The following is a 14,569-nucleotide window of genomic DNA, read 5'->3' as shown; positions in this document are numbered from 1 at the left end:
GTTAGCTTTAAAACACCTGAGGATTTGTGGAGTTACGCGCGTTTTTTCAAACGAATCTTTCTTCTTAAAAGAGTATTGATTACCACATTACGACTGTGGTTCAATTACGACCTTGTAAACGCCTTCTTGTCCAAGCATATCAATGCCTTTTTCCAATTGCTGCAGCGGTAGATGATGCGTTATCAATTCATGCAACGGCGCGCGTGTTATTTGAAGAAAATCCAACGCTGTCTGAAATTGTATTTGCGGGTATGCCCATACGCCACAGACATCCAAATCTTTATTACAAATTTGGTGAGGTCGTACCCGTATATCCCCGGAATCTGTGTAGTGTCCGACTTCAATAACTTTCCCACCGCGCCGCACCACGTCTAACGCTTCGGCGAAAACTATCGGTAACCCCGCACACTCAATCGCGATATCCACGCCAACACCGTTTGTGAGTTCCTGAATTTGTTCAACCCGTTCTTCAGGCGTTGTGTCTCCGACATTGATAACTACGTCCGCGCCCATCTGTTTCGCCATATCCAACCGACTATCGACGAGGTCGGTGGCGATGATCGTACCGGCACCACTATCGCGTAACACAGCGACAACGAGCAGACCAATAGGACCACAGCCAAGTACTGCCACACTGCTCCCGATGCTGTATCCATCTCCGACTTGTGGTAACCCTGGGGCACATGCGCGTTCAACGGCGCGCGTCGCAACTGCCACCGGTTCTGTCAACACACCTATTTCTTCTGGGATACCTTCCGGCATTTTGTAAACCCAAGAGTTCCCATGGATATAGGTATACTCAGCGAATTCTCCGTTCAGATATGGCGGCGTTTCACTATTGCTAAAACCGTAGATGGTTCTGCCGGAACACAAAGTCGGACGACCCGGCACGTGCAAGCAATAGTAGCATCTCCCACAATTTTTTGAACCCGGTACCACCGTCACACGGTCGCCAGCCTTGATGGGACCGCCCATCACATTCATTGCTTGATTCGCGTTTTTGCCGATCTCAGCAACTGTCCCGACGACTTCATGTCCTGGAATGACCGGAAATTTCAGGGCAGTGTGTCCGAGGTACATGTGTTTATCGCTTCCACAGATACCGACGCGGTCCACTTGTAGCAGGAGTGCATCATCTGCGGGTGTCGGTTTCTCAAATTCGCGGATCTCTATCTGCCCGGGTTGGAGCATCACCGCCGCTTGGACTTGCATAGTTAGAATCCTTGTTTTCTTTTATTTTGACCAGAGCGGAATTAATACTTTTGTTAGTTGCGCTAAACTCTCCAAATTGTGTGCTGGAAGGAAATAGTCCACATACGGCAACGCCGTGCGGATACCTCGACAGATTGGCTGATAGCCGTCGCTGCCGAGCAACGGATTAAGCCAAATTAACCGGTACGCATGCCGATGCAACATCTCCATAGAACGCTGCAGCACATCTACATCGCCTCGGTCCCAACCGTCGCTGATGAGAATGACTACAGTGCGATACGCCGAAAAGGATGGCGCAAACTGCCGATAGAATTCCAGCAGGCTTTCACCAATCTTCGTCCCACCTGACCAATCTGGTACGACATTTGCCACTTCATTCAAGCCTTCTGTCAACCCTTTCCGTTGAAGGAGTCCGGTGATGTCTGTCAGGTGCGTGCTGAAGACTGCTACCTCTACTTCTCTCAACTCCTGTTGCATGCCGTAGATAAATTGGATGAGGAACTTGGCATAACAGTCCATAGACCCGCTCACGTCACAGAGAAGCAAAATCTTGGTCTTTTTAATCTTCTGCTGTTTCCGAATTAATTCGAGAGGTTCGCCGCCATGAACCAGACTCTTTCGCCAACTCCTGCGAAAATCAATAATTTTGCCCTTTTTGCCGACAACCTTCCGACGACTCAGTTTTGTTGCCAACACCGCCGCCAATTTCGCAACGATCTCCCGTGCTTTCTCCATATCCTCGCGTGTGAATTCACTGAAGTCCTTTCGGGTTAGGACTTCCTCTACACTATAAGCGAGCGGATCGTCTTCTTCTCCTTCTTCCTCATCGTCTTCGGTCTCGGCATCCAGCCACTGTTCTACCATGTCCTGTTCGTCAGTAGCGTCCGAAAGGTCTTGAAGACTGGACGGTTCGGGTGCCTCTCCACCGGTATCAACGGCTTGAAAATCTGGACGCGGATATCGCCAAAACAGGTTAAAAGCGAGGTCAAACGTCTTCAGATCTGCTTCCTTCGTGATGAGGTTCGTCCGTGCTGTATGATAAAACGCCTCACGCTCACCGATGTCGATCAGTTCAACGCTTTTGCACCAACTCAATTGGTTGGTTGTTGTCACGTTAATGTCCATCTGTCGGAGCAAACGGCAGAAGTCTGTGATTTGTTGGAGAAGTGTCTGATCAGTCATTTTCTTGTTTCTTCAGCCACGTTATGAACGCGTCCAATTCTTTGGAGACGCTCGGGAATACTTTGTTCACTCGCTCGGCATTTTTGAGCATTTGCTCATAGTCTAATTTAGCACCGTAGATGTAGACGAAAACGTGACGGAATCCCAGAAGATCCTGTAGTTCCGTAAAAGTTTTTTCGGACAGGACAGGTACCCGTGTCGTTCTTGGTTCCGCCATTTGCTGTAGGAGAGCTTTATGCCACTCTTCCCCTACAGGCAATGTGTTGTCAATCTCGCGTGCAATGTGCTCGAAAATATTTTCCAATTGCTTATAGAAATCGTAGAGGTACCTGGCAATCTCAAGTTCTATACTCCGTCTGTACCGCGCGGGGGCATCTTCAATATTTTCTAAAGCTTCCCCGATGAGTCGAACTGCATCCGCTACGTTTGTGTATCCATCGGAAATGCGCTGTATTAATTGCTCCTGATTCACTACGTTAGTTTCCTCTCTGTTTATCAGGGTTGCTTGGCAGTTAGGTCCAGTGGTCGTGGCGAAGCATATCTCATTTTTTTCAATAAACACAGCTTGATTCTGAATACGTTCTCGAAACTGGCCTTTACAATTGTCGAAATTGACTAAATCGATTCTGAATTCTTGGCTAAACCCGATAGTTTGTGCAACAGCACGAAAATATAGATCAGATGGCATCCCCCAAACTGCAATATCAATATCTGACCCTTTTGAAAACCATTTCTGTCCCGCGAGTGATCCAAAGACAGCGATTTGTGTTGCTCCGAAGTCCTCATAAAGCATAGCGGCAACCCGATGTGCAGTATGCCATGCGCGTTGTAACAACGCCTCATCCACCTTCCGGTTTTGAAAGTGTTGATCGAGTCGCTGACGGTATTCCGCTAACTCTTCTGGTGATAGGTTTTTCGCTGTGCGATGGGTGTCTATAGGTTGGGACATATTGCTATCTCATGAATTATGCATCCGGATTCTTTAACCATACTATGAACACGTCGAGTTCTGTAGATAGACCGTCAAATATATCGCAGACCTCTTGTGCGTTTTCAACGATTTTTTCGAGTTCCAATTCAAATACGTATATGTTTCTAAAACGGTGGCGGAACTTTAAAATACGAGTTAAAGCGGCAGCTGTTTTTTCGGAAATCACAGACGGACGCAAGGGGCGCGACATTGACATTTGTTCTAATAAATCTGTATACCAATTTTTTCCGTGAGGTTCGTCCATGTCAATTTCTTTGGCAATCCGTTTGAAAATGTTCTCCAATCCCATATAGAAAACAGGGAGGCGCATGGCAATCAGGTCTTTAAGATCTTCCCGATCTTCAGCAGATGCCGCTTCTATTTTTTCGAGGCGCGTCTTGATTTCTTCAACAGTTCTCGCTATTTTTTTTCGTTCATCAGCGATTCGATTGATGAGTTCTTGATTGTTCATTTTGCCATCAATTTTTTCCCTTTCTGCGCGGATTTTTTGACATTCAGAGATTAATCTACTGCAGTCTGTTTCTCCCTGTTGAACTTGGATCGCTTGGCTTTGAATCCGCTCGCGAAATTGTCCTTTCGCGCTGTGAAAGTTGATGAGATCAATTTTGAACTCTGGACTGAAATTCCTGGTTTCCCACAACGCGTCGAGATATGTATCATCAGGAAGTCCCCAGACAGCAATATCAATATCTGATCCTTTTGAGAACCATTCTTGTCCGGCAAGCGAACCGAACACAGCGACTTGTGTTGCACCAAAATCTTCATAAAGCATTGCCGCAATCCGATGTGCAGTCTGCCATGCGCGTTGTAGTAACGCCTCATCTACTTTCCGATTTTGGAAGTGCTGATCGAGTCGTTGACGGTATTCTGCTAACTCTTCTGGCGATAGGTCGTTCGCTGTACGATGGGTGTCTGTGGGTTGATGCATATCGCTATCTCCTTAGAGAGTAGGATAGCATAAAACGGTTTGACGTGCAAGAAAAAAGAGACAGGATGATTACATGAAAGGTTTGTCTATTTGATTATCGGTTTGCCTTTTCCAATTTCACAATTAATGCTTTTTCAACACGGCCATCCAAATAAATCTTACCGGGTTTACGGAATTTGAAGACTTCTTTCCAAAAAAACAGTCCTTAATTCTTTAGGAATAACTTGAAGAATTGGTTTGAGATCAACACCGTCCCTACTTTCAATTTCGGTTTTAAAATCTACGCTGTGATCAAATTTATCTTTCAACTCAAAGCAGAATTTACCAAGTAATTCCTTAACGTCTGGATATCGAGCACGCTCAATGATTAACATGACTGCACCGGACTTCATTTTCCTCACTATCTGTTTTAAGTTTTCAAGCAGTTGTTCATTCTGTGCATTATGCTTTTCATTTAGACAATGTTGAATGACGAGTAAGTCGGATTTGCTAACCCATTTTTCCGAATCATTTGGCAAGAAATCTCTGGGGTTTCCTACGAGATTTGACCTGAATTCGTGAATTTCTGTGCTCCGTAATAGGTGCTCAAAGACAATTTTTCTCGCATTTTTCCAAGGTGCTATATCCAACATAGCTGCGGAAATATCAACACTTGATTGAGGGCCACCTAAGTAATGCATAAGTCCGTAAAGTTCTGGTCCAGGTCCGCATCCAAAGAAAGAGGCAGTTAATGTGCCATCTTCTGGTAGTTGATATGGGAAATTCTTCTGTAGGATCAGGTGATTAAGCAAGTAAGGAACAGGTTGAGAGTATGGCAAAAAGTAGCGTAGCAAATATGCCTCTTGATAATACGGTTTAGAATAGTCTGGTGAAACATTATGTTGCTGGTATTCTCTGCTTAATTCCTCAGAAGCTTTTAGTAGGTTATTAAGAAGCGTCTGTTTTTGCTCGTCTGTCTTGATACGCCCTGCAGCGTAAATTGCATCAAGAAGTATGCGATACGCTGAAGAACCAGAAAGTTTTAATTCCTTTTCAAGTTTGATTTTGTTTTCGCGTTTCTGCCTCAGTTCGACGGAAAGACGCTTTTGATTACTTTCTAAGTTCGCGTTTCGTTGATTTGCTTGTGTCAATTCACCGGTAAGCCGTTCATTATGTTGGCGGGACTGATCCAATGAAAAATTAGAGGTGGCTAATTTCTTTTCCAGATTCGTAATGCGCTGGCGTTCTTGCTTCAATTCACTAGCAAGGGGCGTGTTTTTGCTGGAGAAATCCTCAGTTTTCTGATTAACTTGTGTCAAACTGCTTTCAAGGTTTGCGTTACGCTGGCGTTCTTGCTCCAATTTGTTTTTAAGATTCATGTTGTGGTGATGTTTCTGTTCTAATTGATTGGAAAGACGATTATTTTTTTTCTGAGCCTGTGCCAAGTCCGTTTCAAGTTGTGCCTTGTGTTGATGAACTTTCGCCAATTTGATTATTAAAATAGGGATAATAAAAAAGACAGAAATAACAGAAATGGCAATTAAGGTTGGATTTAACATGTTTTGGATTCCACAGATAGTGACGCAAGAAAACTACAATATGATTCTGAAAGTTAAATTTATTCTCGGACCTATTTTCCGAGTCCGTTTTGGTATCTGGTGTAACCAATGATGTTGGGTACTCCCAGCCATTTCGAGATAACTGCCATCTGGCAAGTCTCTGCTGACTGTTAGTGACTTATCCGTTTTATGTTTTAGTTGAAAGGTCCTGACATCACCAAGACTGACTGAACCAATGATTGGGTTTTTGCCTAATTCTGGTTCGTCATCGCTATGCCAAGAGACACTATCGCGTTCGTTTCGGTAGTAGTTGAGTAGGACGCTGTTGAATGTTACAGTTGAAACCTCCTCAATTCTGTTTTTGATTTCTGATAATGTTGGTGTCCACGGTTCAGGTTCAACCGTTATTCCTGAATACATATAGGTTTTTCCTGCATCGCCAAACCATGCGGTTAAGCGAGGGAACGGTATTTTTCTGCCATATAATTTGATCTCTTCTTGTTGCCACTTAACTTTTTCTGTTAGTTGATTGAAAAAGGTTCTCCTCTCTTCTGGCGAGAAGAGGTGCGGATAGAGACGTAAAACTCCATCTTGGATTGGAATTTCTTCTATTTCCTTTGGATTTTCTTCAAATAGTGAGTTGATCATTATTTCACCTTTCAAGACTTCTGGATGCTTGCCCTATAAGTCCATCTAAGCGATTAGACACACTTTAAATTAAGTTTAACACATCATATACCGATTTTGCAAATCAAAGTGGTCCCTGGTCCCTTGTTTTATAGTCAACCAAACACGTGTCACGCCTCGTTTCTACAATATCTTGAGAGTATTGAAACTGTTTGACTTTCGAGAGGATTCGTGATATACTTTACTTTGCATATAGGGTTTTCGTTCGTTAGCATACATGTACCGCAATTCCGAACCTGGGATTTTCACTTATAGGAACAGACGTGAGAAGGAGCAGAGTTCTTCTATCAATCCAGCAAAAAGTCGTTAGGAATTTCTATCAGATAACTGAACATGCCTTAGACGAGATGCGAAAGGACATGCTATCGACGGTTGATGTGAAACACGCAATTCGGAGAGGTCGGGTGGTTCAGAGATTCACACGCGACCGGAGAGGTATCCGATATAGACTCCAAGGACCTGCACGCGATGGAAAAGAGATTAACGTGATTTGTCGGATTTTAGATTCGGGTGAATTGCGGATCATAACGGTCTACGCAACAGAAGGGACACAATAATGAAGGCTTCTAAATGTGAATATTGCAATGGTGAGATTCGCCAGAAGAAAGTTACTGTTGATCACTGGTATGAGGGAAAGTTGGTAATCATTAAAGATGTACCAGTCGGTGTCTGCCAAGAATGCGGTCAGCGATATTATGCAGCTGCAACCTTAGATCGACTTGATACTATGGCGCAGAATAGCGATACCGCGCCGGAAAGAATATCTGTCCCAGTCATGGTGATGAACCCGTGAACCTGCTGAACCTATGCTTGTGAAGCAGACAACAACACCTTTTCAACAGTGACAGGCAGTTGGATGAGGTGAAAACGGTTGGTTGTGTAGGCATAGTCTTCGCCGCTTTCATCTATGACGCGGATATAACCGTGGGATGCTGCTTCGTCATCCTGAATCACACGATATACTTTCCCTGATTCAAGAGATGCAGCATGTCCTTCGTTATTAAGGCATAGACCGAATTGTGAAAATAGGTTCTCTTTGGTATTCATCAAAAAGATTATAGCACATCTCTAACGATTTCTCAAATTAAAACCCCTAAAATCAGAGACGCACACAAAAGCGTTGTTTTGACTTAAGGCCAGAAATTATACATCGGCTGTTGTGTCACGACGCTGACGAGGCTCCAAATTCCGCCGACAGTGAAATCACCTAACATCAACCCAATCGCAAACATCACGAGCTGCTGTGATGCCCGCGGTCCGCCGATCTTCAAGACGCTCCACTTGATAATCGAACTCACCAGCATACAACTCCACAAATACCGCATCCCCCAATCGCTGGAAACAACGAATCCAATCGGATGGAAGGGCCACCAGAAGAAACGCGCCCGCATAAACATCAGGAGTGTTGAGAAGAGTAAGCCGAAAAGGATGCCACCCGTGGCATAGAAATTCGGTTCGGTCGGATAATAAAGCCAACGTTGCAGTCCGTTGAAAACGCGCCCACCAAAGCCTGTTGACCAACTACTGCTGCCACTCATGTTCAACGCACCGTAGGTATAAAAGAGATAGAGGATTACACCGAAGACCATCACGGCAGCGAACCCTGAAACGCCTAACAGTGCGAAAAACAAGCGTCTCGTCGAGATTCCCGAACGTTCCGAGAGTTTGAACCCCTCTAACTGGTGCGGCATCGGGTTGCTCGTGTAACTTCGGTTGAACCAGCGGTAGAGCGTCAATGCGACGAGGTTGTTGGTACCTAACGTGCGTGTGCCGAAACCGTCAACGAGGATATGGTGGTTCGGCATGTTCTCCATCGCATGCACGGGAAACCCCTGCTCCGCGCGCATCCGCGTTAGCACCAAGACGATGATGAAATAGATCCCGAAAAAGATCGGAATCAGCCAGAGTGACATACCGATACGCTTGGAAAAGATAAAGAGCAGCGCGAGTCCACCAACAATACCCCACAATGCAAACCTATAGGAGACAGGCTCATTGGCATCCTCGCCTGTACGACGACGCGCAATGCGGAACACACCTCGGAAATGACGAAGGTTCAACACTAACACAGAGATGAAAATCCCGATCGCAGCACCGAAGCATTGTCTGTCAATGTATGGAAATCCGGGTAGGCTGGACAGCCCGACGGCACTTGTGAATACTAATTGTGCCTTAAAAAAAATAAAAAAAAACCAGCTTGAGAACGAGAGATCCAGCGGCATCAGCAGTCCAAGCCCAATGACAAACGGGTAGTAAGACATACTGATACCACCAATGGCGTTCCACGGTTTTTCTGTGAACAGGTGTCCAAATCCGCGCCAACCTCCGATCCGCTTAATCGGTAAGGTTGGGAGTGTCGGATATAGAAAACTGAAGCCGTTGAGGATGGCTATGGATGCGGCGATCCCGAAGCCGAGCCACGTGATACGGTGTGAAAATAGCGATTTTGTGTTATGTGTGACGTGAAATGCAATCTGAGTGATTGGATAGGCGAGTCGTTCGCGTTCTACCCACTGCTTCCGCAAAATGACATTGATACACAACATCACGAGGACCAAGACCGTCATGAACCCTGCCCAAGATAGGATTGGCATTATCCATGCACTGAGGATGTCCAATGTGGAGAGGTTGGTTTCACCGATATAGTAACCTGCCAGAACCTTTGGATCGTCCACGAGGAGCCATCTCGGTAGATAATCCCAGAAAAGCTGCTTCCACTCATTTTCAGGCGTCGCGAACCAGAAGGCGTGCCCGACGGTTGTGACGAGAATCGTCATCAGGGTGATGGACGGGAAAGCGCAGGCAGTGCTGAGCAGGATGTATATCGTGAGCAGTTCCGCATTGGTGAATAGACGGCGGCGAACGGCGAGATTCAGGAGGGTAAAGGTGAATACGACAAAGACGACGTTGTAAAACGGGACAGCGTAAGTGTTCAGTGCATAACCGACAAGCCCGACTTCGCCAGCAATGATCCAGTAGAAATTAAACGGAATCAATACAAGCGTGATGGCGATAGATTTCCATGTGACACCATGCGATTTTGGGCGTTCATCAACCTTCATGAGTGCCTTCGGTTTCGGTTAAAAAAGCGATCAACGTATCCAGTTCTTTAGAAACGGTTGCAAATAGGTCCCCAATCGATTTGGCATGTTCTTCGGCTTTTTCGTAAATCAACTCGTCGCGGTAAATGTTATTGACTTTGTGTCGGAAGTCTAAAAGTGCTTTTAATCTCGGTAGAGTGTTTGGGGAAATCACGGGCGGGCGTCCTGGCCGCCGTTCTGCCATTTGTTCAAGTAGATCGTTATGCCAGCGACTTCCTCTCGGTATTTGCATATCTACCTCACGGGCAATTCGCTCAAAAATTCTCTCAATGCCGCTGTAAACTTCAGCGAGATCAGAAGCGATTGTCTTTTCTACATATTTTTTGTGGTTAGCGGCAATGATTTCAATATCTTGTAATGCATTCGCGATACCTCGGACAGTTCGTTCTATTTTGGTGCGTTCATCAGAGATGCGTTGAATGAGTTTATTTCGATTCACTCTGTAAGTTTCTCCATTTTCTCGGTACGATGCGTTTACCAGTGTGAAAGCGTCCGTTCCGGCTTTATCAATAGGGATAGCTTCGCTGAGAATCCGCTCACGGAATAAACGGTCAACGGATTTAAAATTGATAATATCTATTTTAAATTCAGAATCCAAGCCTTTTGTTTCCCAGAGTGCGTCCAGGCATTTATCGTATGAGACCCCCCAGACAAGGATATCGATGTCTGAATTTTGTCTGAACCGTTTCGGTTCAGTGAGGGAGCCGAAGACGGCAACTTTCGTTGCACCAAAGTCTCGATAAAGTACGATGGCGAGACGACGCGCCGTCTCCCACGCGCGTTGAACCAGTTCTTTATCAACCCGACGGTTTTCCCACTGGCGTTTAAGGTTTTCTCTACATTTCGCGAGTTCTGATGGAGACATTCCGCTTATCGTGGTTTCGCTATGCATATTTAAGCTTCCCTGTTATCTGACTTGATTCTGGCGCGGTTGAAACCGCGCCTACATCTACCGAAAATCGGTTGTCTATGGCTGGATGGATCCGGCGTAAACGTCATTCAAAGCATCTTCGGGCAGCGGTTCCGGACTGCTCTTGGCAAACTCAAGTGCTTCTTCGAGTTCGTTTGCGAGTTCCGTCTCAAGTGCCGTGAGTTCGTCTTCACTCACACCTTCTTTTTCGGTGAGGACTTCAGCGAGTCGGCGAATCGGGTCGCGTAGGCGTTCCTGCTCTTGCACTTCTTCACGGTCGCGATAGGACGTGCCCGGATCGCCGATATGGTGTCCTCGGAATCTGTAAGTATCGCAGTTGAGGAGTGTCGGTCCGCTACCTTCGCGTGCGCGCGCGACAGCTTCATCTGCTGCAGCGTAAACCTTTAGCACGTCATTTCCATCAACGGTAACACCCGGTATATCGTAGGATGGGGCACGGACAGCGATATCCTCTACCCGTTGGTGCTCGTGTTGTGGTGTTCCCATACCGAATCGGTTGTTTTCACAAACAAACACGACAGGCAGCTCCCACACGGCAGCGAGATTAAGCGTCTCATGGAATACACCTTGGTTCGTCGCACCGTCACCGAAGAAAGACACGGCGACCTGCTGCGTGCCGCGGAGTTTCGCGGAGAGTGCAGCACCAGCGGCAAGTGGAATTCCTGCACCGACAACACCGTTGGCACCCAGAATACCTGTCTCCTTATCGGCGATGTGCATTGAACCCCCTTTACCTTTACAATAGCCGGTCGTGCGCGCGAATAACTCCGCCATCATCCGGTCGCGTTTACCACCCTTGGCAATCAGGTGACCGTGCCCGCGGTGTGTACTCGTGATGTAATCATCATCTTGCAAATGGGCGCAAACACCTACGGCAGTGGCTTCTTCACCAATATAGAGATGCAGGAAACCCGGAAGTTGACCACTCTGATAAAGTGTACCAGCAGCTTCCTCAAATTGGCGGATTTCTATCATTTTGCGATACATATAAAGCATCTGATCTTTACTCGGTTTTGACATAGTTCCTTTCCTATTTTCTATCTGAATATAAACGTTTGAGACGTTTTGGCGGTTCCATAGATGTTCAGTTCAAGGACTGGGTGACCTCGGATGGAGCGATACACTCTGGTGAATCATTCGTAGGACGGTTGACGAACCGTGATACTGGATACGCCTCTATCTCGTCATCTACGTATGGGATGAGAAGCGGTTGAAGTGCATCGGCTGACTTTGCTTCTGGTGAAAGCCACGCCGCATAAGCGTCTTGCGGTAAAATCACAGGCATCCTGTGGTGAATCTTCTCCAAGAAAGCATTGGGGGGACATGTAATGATAGTGCAAGAACGGAGCGGTTTATCCATCCCTTCCACCTGCCATATCTCCCATAACCCCGCCAGCGCGAACGGTTCTTGCGATTTGAGACGGATATAAACCGGTTGTTTGAGCCTGTCGCCGGGTACCTGTTTCCATTCGTAATAGCCGTCTGCCAAGATGAGGCATCGTCTACGTTTGTAGGCACTTCGGAAAGACGGTTTTTCCGCGAGGGTCTCCGAACGCGCATTGATCATCCTGTTTCCGATTTTCGGGTCTTTCGCCCAAGACGGAATAAGTCCCCAGTGAAAGAATTCTACTTGCCCCATTTCTGGGTGTATCTCCGTATCAGTTGGTGTATTGGCTATAACAGCCACGTCTTGTGTCGGTGAGATATTATAGCGCGGCGACAAGTTCATCGGCATCGCGAAATCGAAGAAAGTTTGAGTCATGGTTTCGGTGTCACTTGCAAGCGTAAATCGTCCACACATTTTTAATTCTCCTAAAAAAAGGTAAGAATTTGTTCTACGAATCCTCTTTCGGTTGTGGGACCAGAATATCGTCTCTCCAGCGGAGGCGGAAGGATGGGCGTACAAGTGCTTCTGGCGATTGGAGCGTCAAGCCGCCATCCGCGGTCAACACGATACCGGTAACGAAATCCGCTTCATCGGATGCGAGGAAGAGTGCAGCGTTGGCGATATCTTCAGGTTTTCCGTAGCGTCCAACTGGATAGCAATCACGCGAGGCTTGTTCTTCCAAATCATCTTCAGCAAGCGAGGCTTCACCGCGTTCCCCGACAATCTGTCCGGGGGCGATAGCATTTGCCCGAATACCTTCTCTGCCGTAATCAAGCGCAATGCTGCGTGTCAAGGCGTTTAAGCCACCTTTTCCGGCACCATAAAGTCCAAATCCGGGATTCGTAATTGTGGCATTAACAGTGGAGATGAAGACCAAAGTACCACCACCGTTTTGAATCATTTCTGGGATACAATACTTTGCACCGAGCCAGGGGCCACCAAGCGTCACGCCGAGACTTTCGTTCCATTCTTCCATCGTGAATTCTATGGCTTTTTTGGTGTAAGAGTGTGCCGCGTTATGGACGAGTGTTGTTATTTTTCCATAGTTTGACAAAGCGGTTTTGACGAGTGCCTGCCAAGTTGACTCATCGGCAACATCACCCATGACAGAGACCGCCTCACCACCGGCATCTTGGATACGTTGGACGGTCTCAGCGAGTTTTTCTTCGCGGCGGCGCGTATTCACAACGACTTTCGCACCTTCACAAGCAAATCTATAAGCGGTTGCCGCCCCGATACCACCCCAAGCAGCACCGGCGACTATCGCTACTTTTCCTTCCAGTCTCATAATAAACCCCTTTCCCTATGAGGCTATAATCTACTGACTATTATACCATATTTTTCATTTTTATGCTACAATGATAATAATCGTAATGAAGGGAGAAACGCGAGTGAAATCAGTAATAAAAGAATGGCTCGACAATTGTGTAGAAAAACTCGACGCGGGCGAGTTAACTGAGGCTGACCTGCGCGGTGTGACCACCGCCTTAAATTCCGAGAAGCAGCTCCTCCTCTATCTCTATTCCAAATCGACGAACTTACGTTCACCGCTGGGTGCATGGGCATTGTACGACGCAACCGCGCCGGACGAGCCGGTGCTGCCGTCCCAGGAGCCGCCTTACACCTCCGTACTTGACGCGGTGAGCGACGGTTGGCGGATCGTGCAATTTCCGCGTCCGGAACTCTATAACTTTACAGATGTTGATAACACCTATCTTACTTATGAGTTTATTTTAGAGAAATATGTCTAAAGGAAGGACGAAATGATTAACGTTGAACCGACGCTAAACGACCACGAGGTCATGCAATTTATCCACAACGGTTATATCACCTTAGAGAACATCATTGATCCGGATTTCAATAAGGAATGTGAGTCTGTAGACGGTGGACGTCTCAACGATTTTGTGCTCACGGATGAATTTCGTCGGAACGTCCTGCTCCATCCAGAGGTTGCGGGGGTTGTACGTTCGCTATTGGGTGCGAATTTTCTCGTGCCGACAAGCGCACACCACCATCTCTTTGAGGCGCCGCATCGTGGACAAACGTGGCACTCCGACGGGATCACCGAATACGGATACGGTATCACGCATCTCCAGTGCTACTACTACCCGAAAGCGGTGAAGATTGAAGACGGCCCGACAATGATATTGCCCGGATCCCATCAGCGACTCGTGGACAGGGAGGCAATCGCTCACTACGGCGATATTCTCGGACAGCTTTCCCTCACCGTTCCAGCAGGCACCGTCGCGATGACACGCTACGGTATCTGGCATAAGGCGGGTCCGAAACTCAATGCTGACAGACGCGGGATGATTAAGTTCTCCTATTACCGAATGACGATGCCCAAACGCGATTGGGTGCGCGAGTCCGATGAGATTCCGCCTTACCAACACCAGGGACGGCATCCTTACGTAACGGAGATAGAATCCTACCGCGACCGACGGAGGGGTGAATTGACATGGAACTGGTTATGTGGGTTGGCAGAAGTGGAGGAGGAAATTCCACCGATACAGATGTTTAACAGCGGGATTCCGTTATCAGAAATTCGGCCTCAGTAGCAGGGCAATTCGGTGGATGCACTAATGATATTGATGGACAACCGCGCTTTCTGC

16 protein-coding genes are annotated in these 14,569 nt (G+C 46.9%); 4 read left to right on the top strand and 12 right to left on the bottom strand.

Features of this window, described 5'->3' with window-relative positions; translation table 11 throughout:
- Positions 1-87: 87 nt before the first annotated feature.
- The 6 genes from OXH00_24610 to OXH00_24585 all read right to left on the bottom strand — a co-directional run bounded on the left by OXH00_24610 (position 88) and on the right by OXH00_24585 (position 6,499).
- Positions 88-1,212, bottom strand: a complete 1,125-nt coding sequence (locus tag OXH00_24610; protein ID MCY3744207.1) for a zinc-binding dehydrogenase — start codon at positions 1,210-1,212, stop codon at positions 88-90.
- A gap of 21 nt (positions 1,213-1,233) precedes the next feature.
- On the bottom strand, positions 1,234-2,394 hold the full coding sequence (locus OXH00_24605) for a VWA domain-containing protein (protein MCY3744206.1): 1,161 nt from the start codon (positions 2,392-2,394) through the stop codon (positions 1,234-1,236).
- Positions 2,387-3,343, bottom strand: coding sequence for a hypothetical protein (locus OXH00_24600; GenBank protein ID MCY3744205.1), 957 nt, complete (start codon positions 3,341-3,343; stop codon positions 2,387-2,389). The genes OXH00_24605 and OXH00_24600 overlap by 8 nt, the downstream gene beginning before the upstream one ends.
- Positions 3,344-3,359: 16 nt before the next feature.
- Complete coding sequence (locus tag OXH00_24595; protein ID MCY3744204.1) at positions 3,360-4,313, bottom strand: hypothetical protein; 954 nt, start codon at positions 4,311-4,313, stop codon at positions 3,360-3,362.
- A 167-nt stretch (positions 4,314-4,480) separates the two neighbouring features.
- Complete coding sequence (locus OXH00_24590; protein MCY3744203.1) at positions 4,481-5,851, bottom strand: hypothetical protein; 1,371 nt, start codon at positions 5,849-5,851, stop codon at positions 4,481-4,483.
- 33 nt (positions 5,852-5,884) lie between these two features.
- A complete protein-coding gene (locus OXH00_24585; protein ID MCY3744202.1) occupies positions 5,885-6,499 on the bottom strand; it encodes an alpha-ketoglutarate-dependent dioxygenase AlkB in 615 nt (204 codons plus the stop codon).
- A 302-nt stretch (positions 6,500-6,801) separates the two neighbouring features.
- Here OXH00_24585 and OXH00_24580 point away from each other — a divergent pair, with 302 nt between their 5' ends.
- Together OXH00_24580 and OXH00_24575 are read left to right on the top strand one after the other, a co-directional pair.
- Complete coding sequence (locus tag OXH00_24580) at positions 6,802-7,095, top strand: DUF4258 domain-containing protein (protein ID MCY3744201.1); 294 nt, start codon at positions 6,802-6,804, stop codon at positions 7,093-7,095.
- Positions 7,095-7,331, top strand: a complete 237-nt coding sequence (locus tag OXH00_24575; protein ID MCY3744200.1) for a type II toxin-antitoxin system MqsA family antitoxin — start codon at positions 7,095-7,097, stop codon at positions 7,329-7,331. Before OXH00_24580 ends, OXH00_24575 begins: the two co-directional genes overlap by 1 nt.
- An 11-nt stretch (positions 7,332-7,342) precedes the next feature.
- Here the strand turns inward: OXH00_24575 and OXH00_24570 are convergent, their stop codons facing one another.
- The 6 genes from OXH00_24570 to OXH00_24545 all read right to left on the bottom strand — a co-directional run bounded on the left by OXH00_24570 (position 7,343) and on the right by OXH00_24545 (position 13,245).
- Positions 7,343-7,585, bottom strand: coding sequence for a hypothetical protein (locus OXH00_24570; protein ID MCY3744199.1), 243 nt, complete (start codon positions 7,583-7,585; stop codon positions 7,343-7,345).
- An 83-nt stretch (positions 7,586-7,668) separates the two neighbouring features.
- On the bottom strand, positions 7,669-9,600 hold the full coding sequence (locus OXH00_24565) for a hypothetical protein (GenBank protein ID MCY3744198.1): 1,932 nt from the start codon (positions 9,598-9,600) through the stop codon (positions 7,669-7,671).
- A complete protein-coding gene (locus tag OXH00_24560) occupies positions 9,590-10,531 on the bottom strand; it encodes a hypothetical protein (protein MCY3744197.1) in 942 nt (313 codons plus the stop codon). The genes OXH00_24565 and OXH00_24560 overlap by 11 nt, the downstream gene beginning before the upstream one ends.
- A gap of 75 nt (positions 10,532-10,606) precedes the next feature.
- A complete protein-coding gene (pdhA, locus tag OXH00_24555) occupies positions 10,607-11,590 on the bottom strand; it encodes a pyruvate dehydrogenase (acetyl-transferring) E1 component subunit alpha (protein ID MCY3744196.1) in 984 nt (327 codons plus the stop codon).
- Between the two features lie 64 nt (positions 11,591-11,654).
- The gene (locus OXH00_24550) at positions 11,655-12,371 is read right to left on the bottom strand and encodes an SOS response-associated peptidase (GenBank protein ID MCY3744195.1); all 717 of its coding nucleotides are present in this window, start codon (positions 12,369-12,371) and stop codon (positions 11,655-11,657) included.
- Positions 12,372-12,405: 34 nt separating this feature from the next.
- Positions 12,406-13,245 (bottom strand): SDR family oxidoreductase, encoded by an 840-nt coding sequence (locus tag OXH00_24545; GenBank protein ID MCY3744194.1) that lies wholly within the window; start codon positions 13,243-13,245, stop codon positions 12,406-12,408.
- A 103-nt stretch (positions 13,246-13,348) separates the two neighbouring features.
- Between OXH00_24545 and OXH00_24540 the strand changes: the two genes are divergently transcribed.
- Both OXH00_24540 and OXH00_24535 read left to right on the top strand, forming a co-directional pair.
- Positions 13,349-13,708 (top strand): hypothetical protein, encoded by a 360-nt coding sequence (locus OXH00_24540; protein ID MCY3744193.1) that lies wholly within the window; start codon positions 13,349-13,351, stop codon positions 13,706-13,708.
- A gap of 12 nt (positions 13,709-13,720) precedes the next feature.
- Positions 13,721-14,515 (top strand): phytanoyl-CoA dioxygenase family protein, encoded by a 795-nt coding sequence (locus OXH00_24535; protein ID MCY3744192.1) that lies wholly within the window; start codon positions 13,721-13,723, stop codon positions 14,513-14,515.
- The last annotated feature ends 54 nt before the right edge of the window (positions 14,516-14,569 follow it).

The sequence above is a fragment of the Candidatus Poribacteria bacterium genome (genome assembly GCA_026706025.1).
GTDB lineage: Bacteria > Poribacteria > WGA-4E > WGA-4E > WGA-3G > WGA-3G.
The sequence above is the reverse complement of the archived record's forward strand: the minus strand, read 5'-3'. Positions and strand labels throughout refer to the sequence as shown.

What these genes read in the sequence shown, in the direction of transcription:
- OXH00_24610 (MCY3744207.1), bottom strand. Translation starts at nt 1,212, where the DNA reads ATGCAAGTCCAAGCGGCGGTGATGCTCCAACCCGGGCAGATAGAGATC.
- OXH00_24605 (MCY3744206.1), bottom strand. Translation starts at nt 2,394, where the DNA reads ATGACTGATCAGACACTTCTCCAACAAATCACAGACTTCTGCCGTTTG.
- OXH00_24600 (MCY3744205.1), bottom strand. Translation starts at nt 3,343, where the DNA reads ATGTCCCAACCTATAGACACCCATCGCACAGCGAAAAACCTATCACCA.
- OXH00_24595 (MCY3744204.1), bottom strand. Translation starts at nt 4,313, where the DNA reads ATGCATCAACCCACAGACACCCATCGTACAGCGAACGACCTATCGCCA.
- OXH00_24590 (MCY3744203.1), bottom strand. Translation starts at nt 5,851, where the DNA reads ATGTTAAATCCAACCTTAATTGCCATTTCTGTTATTTCTGTCTTTTTT.
- OXH00_24585 (MCY3744202.1), bottom strand. Translation starts at nt 6,499, where the DNA reads ATGATCAACTCACTATTTGAAGAAAATCCAAAGGAAATAGAAGAAATT.
- OXH00_24575 (MCY3744200.1), top strand. Translation starts at nt 7,095, where the DNA reads ATGAAGGCTTCTAAATGTGAATATTGCAATGGTGAGATTCGCCAGAAG.
- OXH00_24570 (MCY3744199.1), bottom strand. Translation starts at nt 7,585, where the DNA reads ATGAATACCAAAGAGAACCTATTTTCACAATTCGGTCTATGCCTTAAT.
- OXH00_24565 (MCY3744198.1), bottom strand. Translation starts at nt 9,600, where the DNA reads ATGAAGGTTGATGAACGCCCAAAATCGCATGGTGTCACATGGAAATCT.
- OXH00_24560 (MCY3744197.1), bottom strand. Translation starts at nt 10,531, where the DNA reads ATGCATAGCGAAACCACGATAAGCGGAATGTCTCCATCAGAACTCGCG.
- pdhA (MCY3744196.1), bottom strand. Translation starts at nt 11,590, where the DNA reads ATGTCAAAACCGAGTAAAGATCAGATGCTTTATATGTATCGCAAAATG.
- OXH00_24550 (MCY3744195.1), bottom strand. Translation starts at nt 12,371, where the DNA reads ATGTGTGGACGATTTACGCTTGCAAGTGACACCGAAACCATGACTCAA.
- OXH00_24545 (MCY3744194.1), bottom strand. Translation starts at nt 13,245, where the DNA reads ATGAGACTGGAAGGAAAAGTAGCGATAGTCGCCGGTGCTGCTTGGGGT.
- OXH00_24535 (MCY3744192.1), top strand. Translation starts at nt 13,721, where the DNA reads ATGATTAACGTTGAACCGACGCTAAACGACCACGAGGTCATGCAATTT.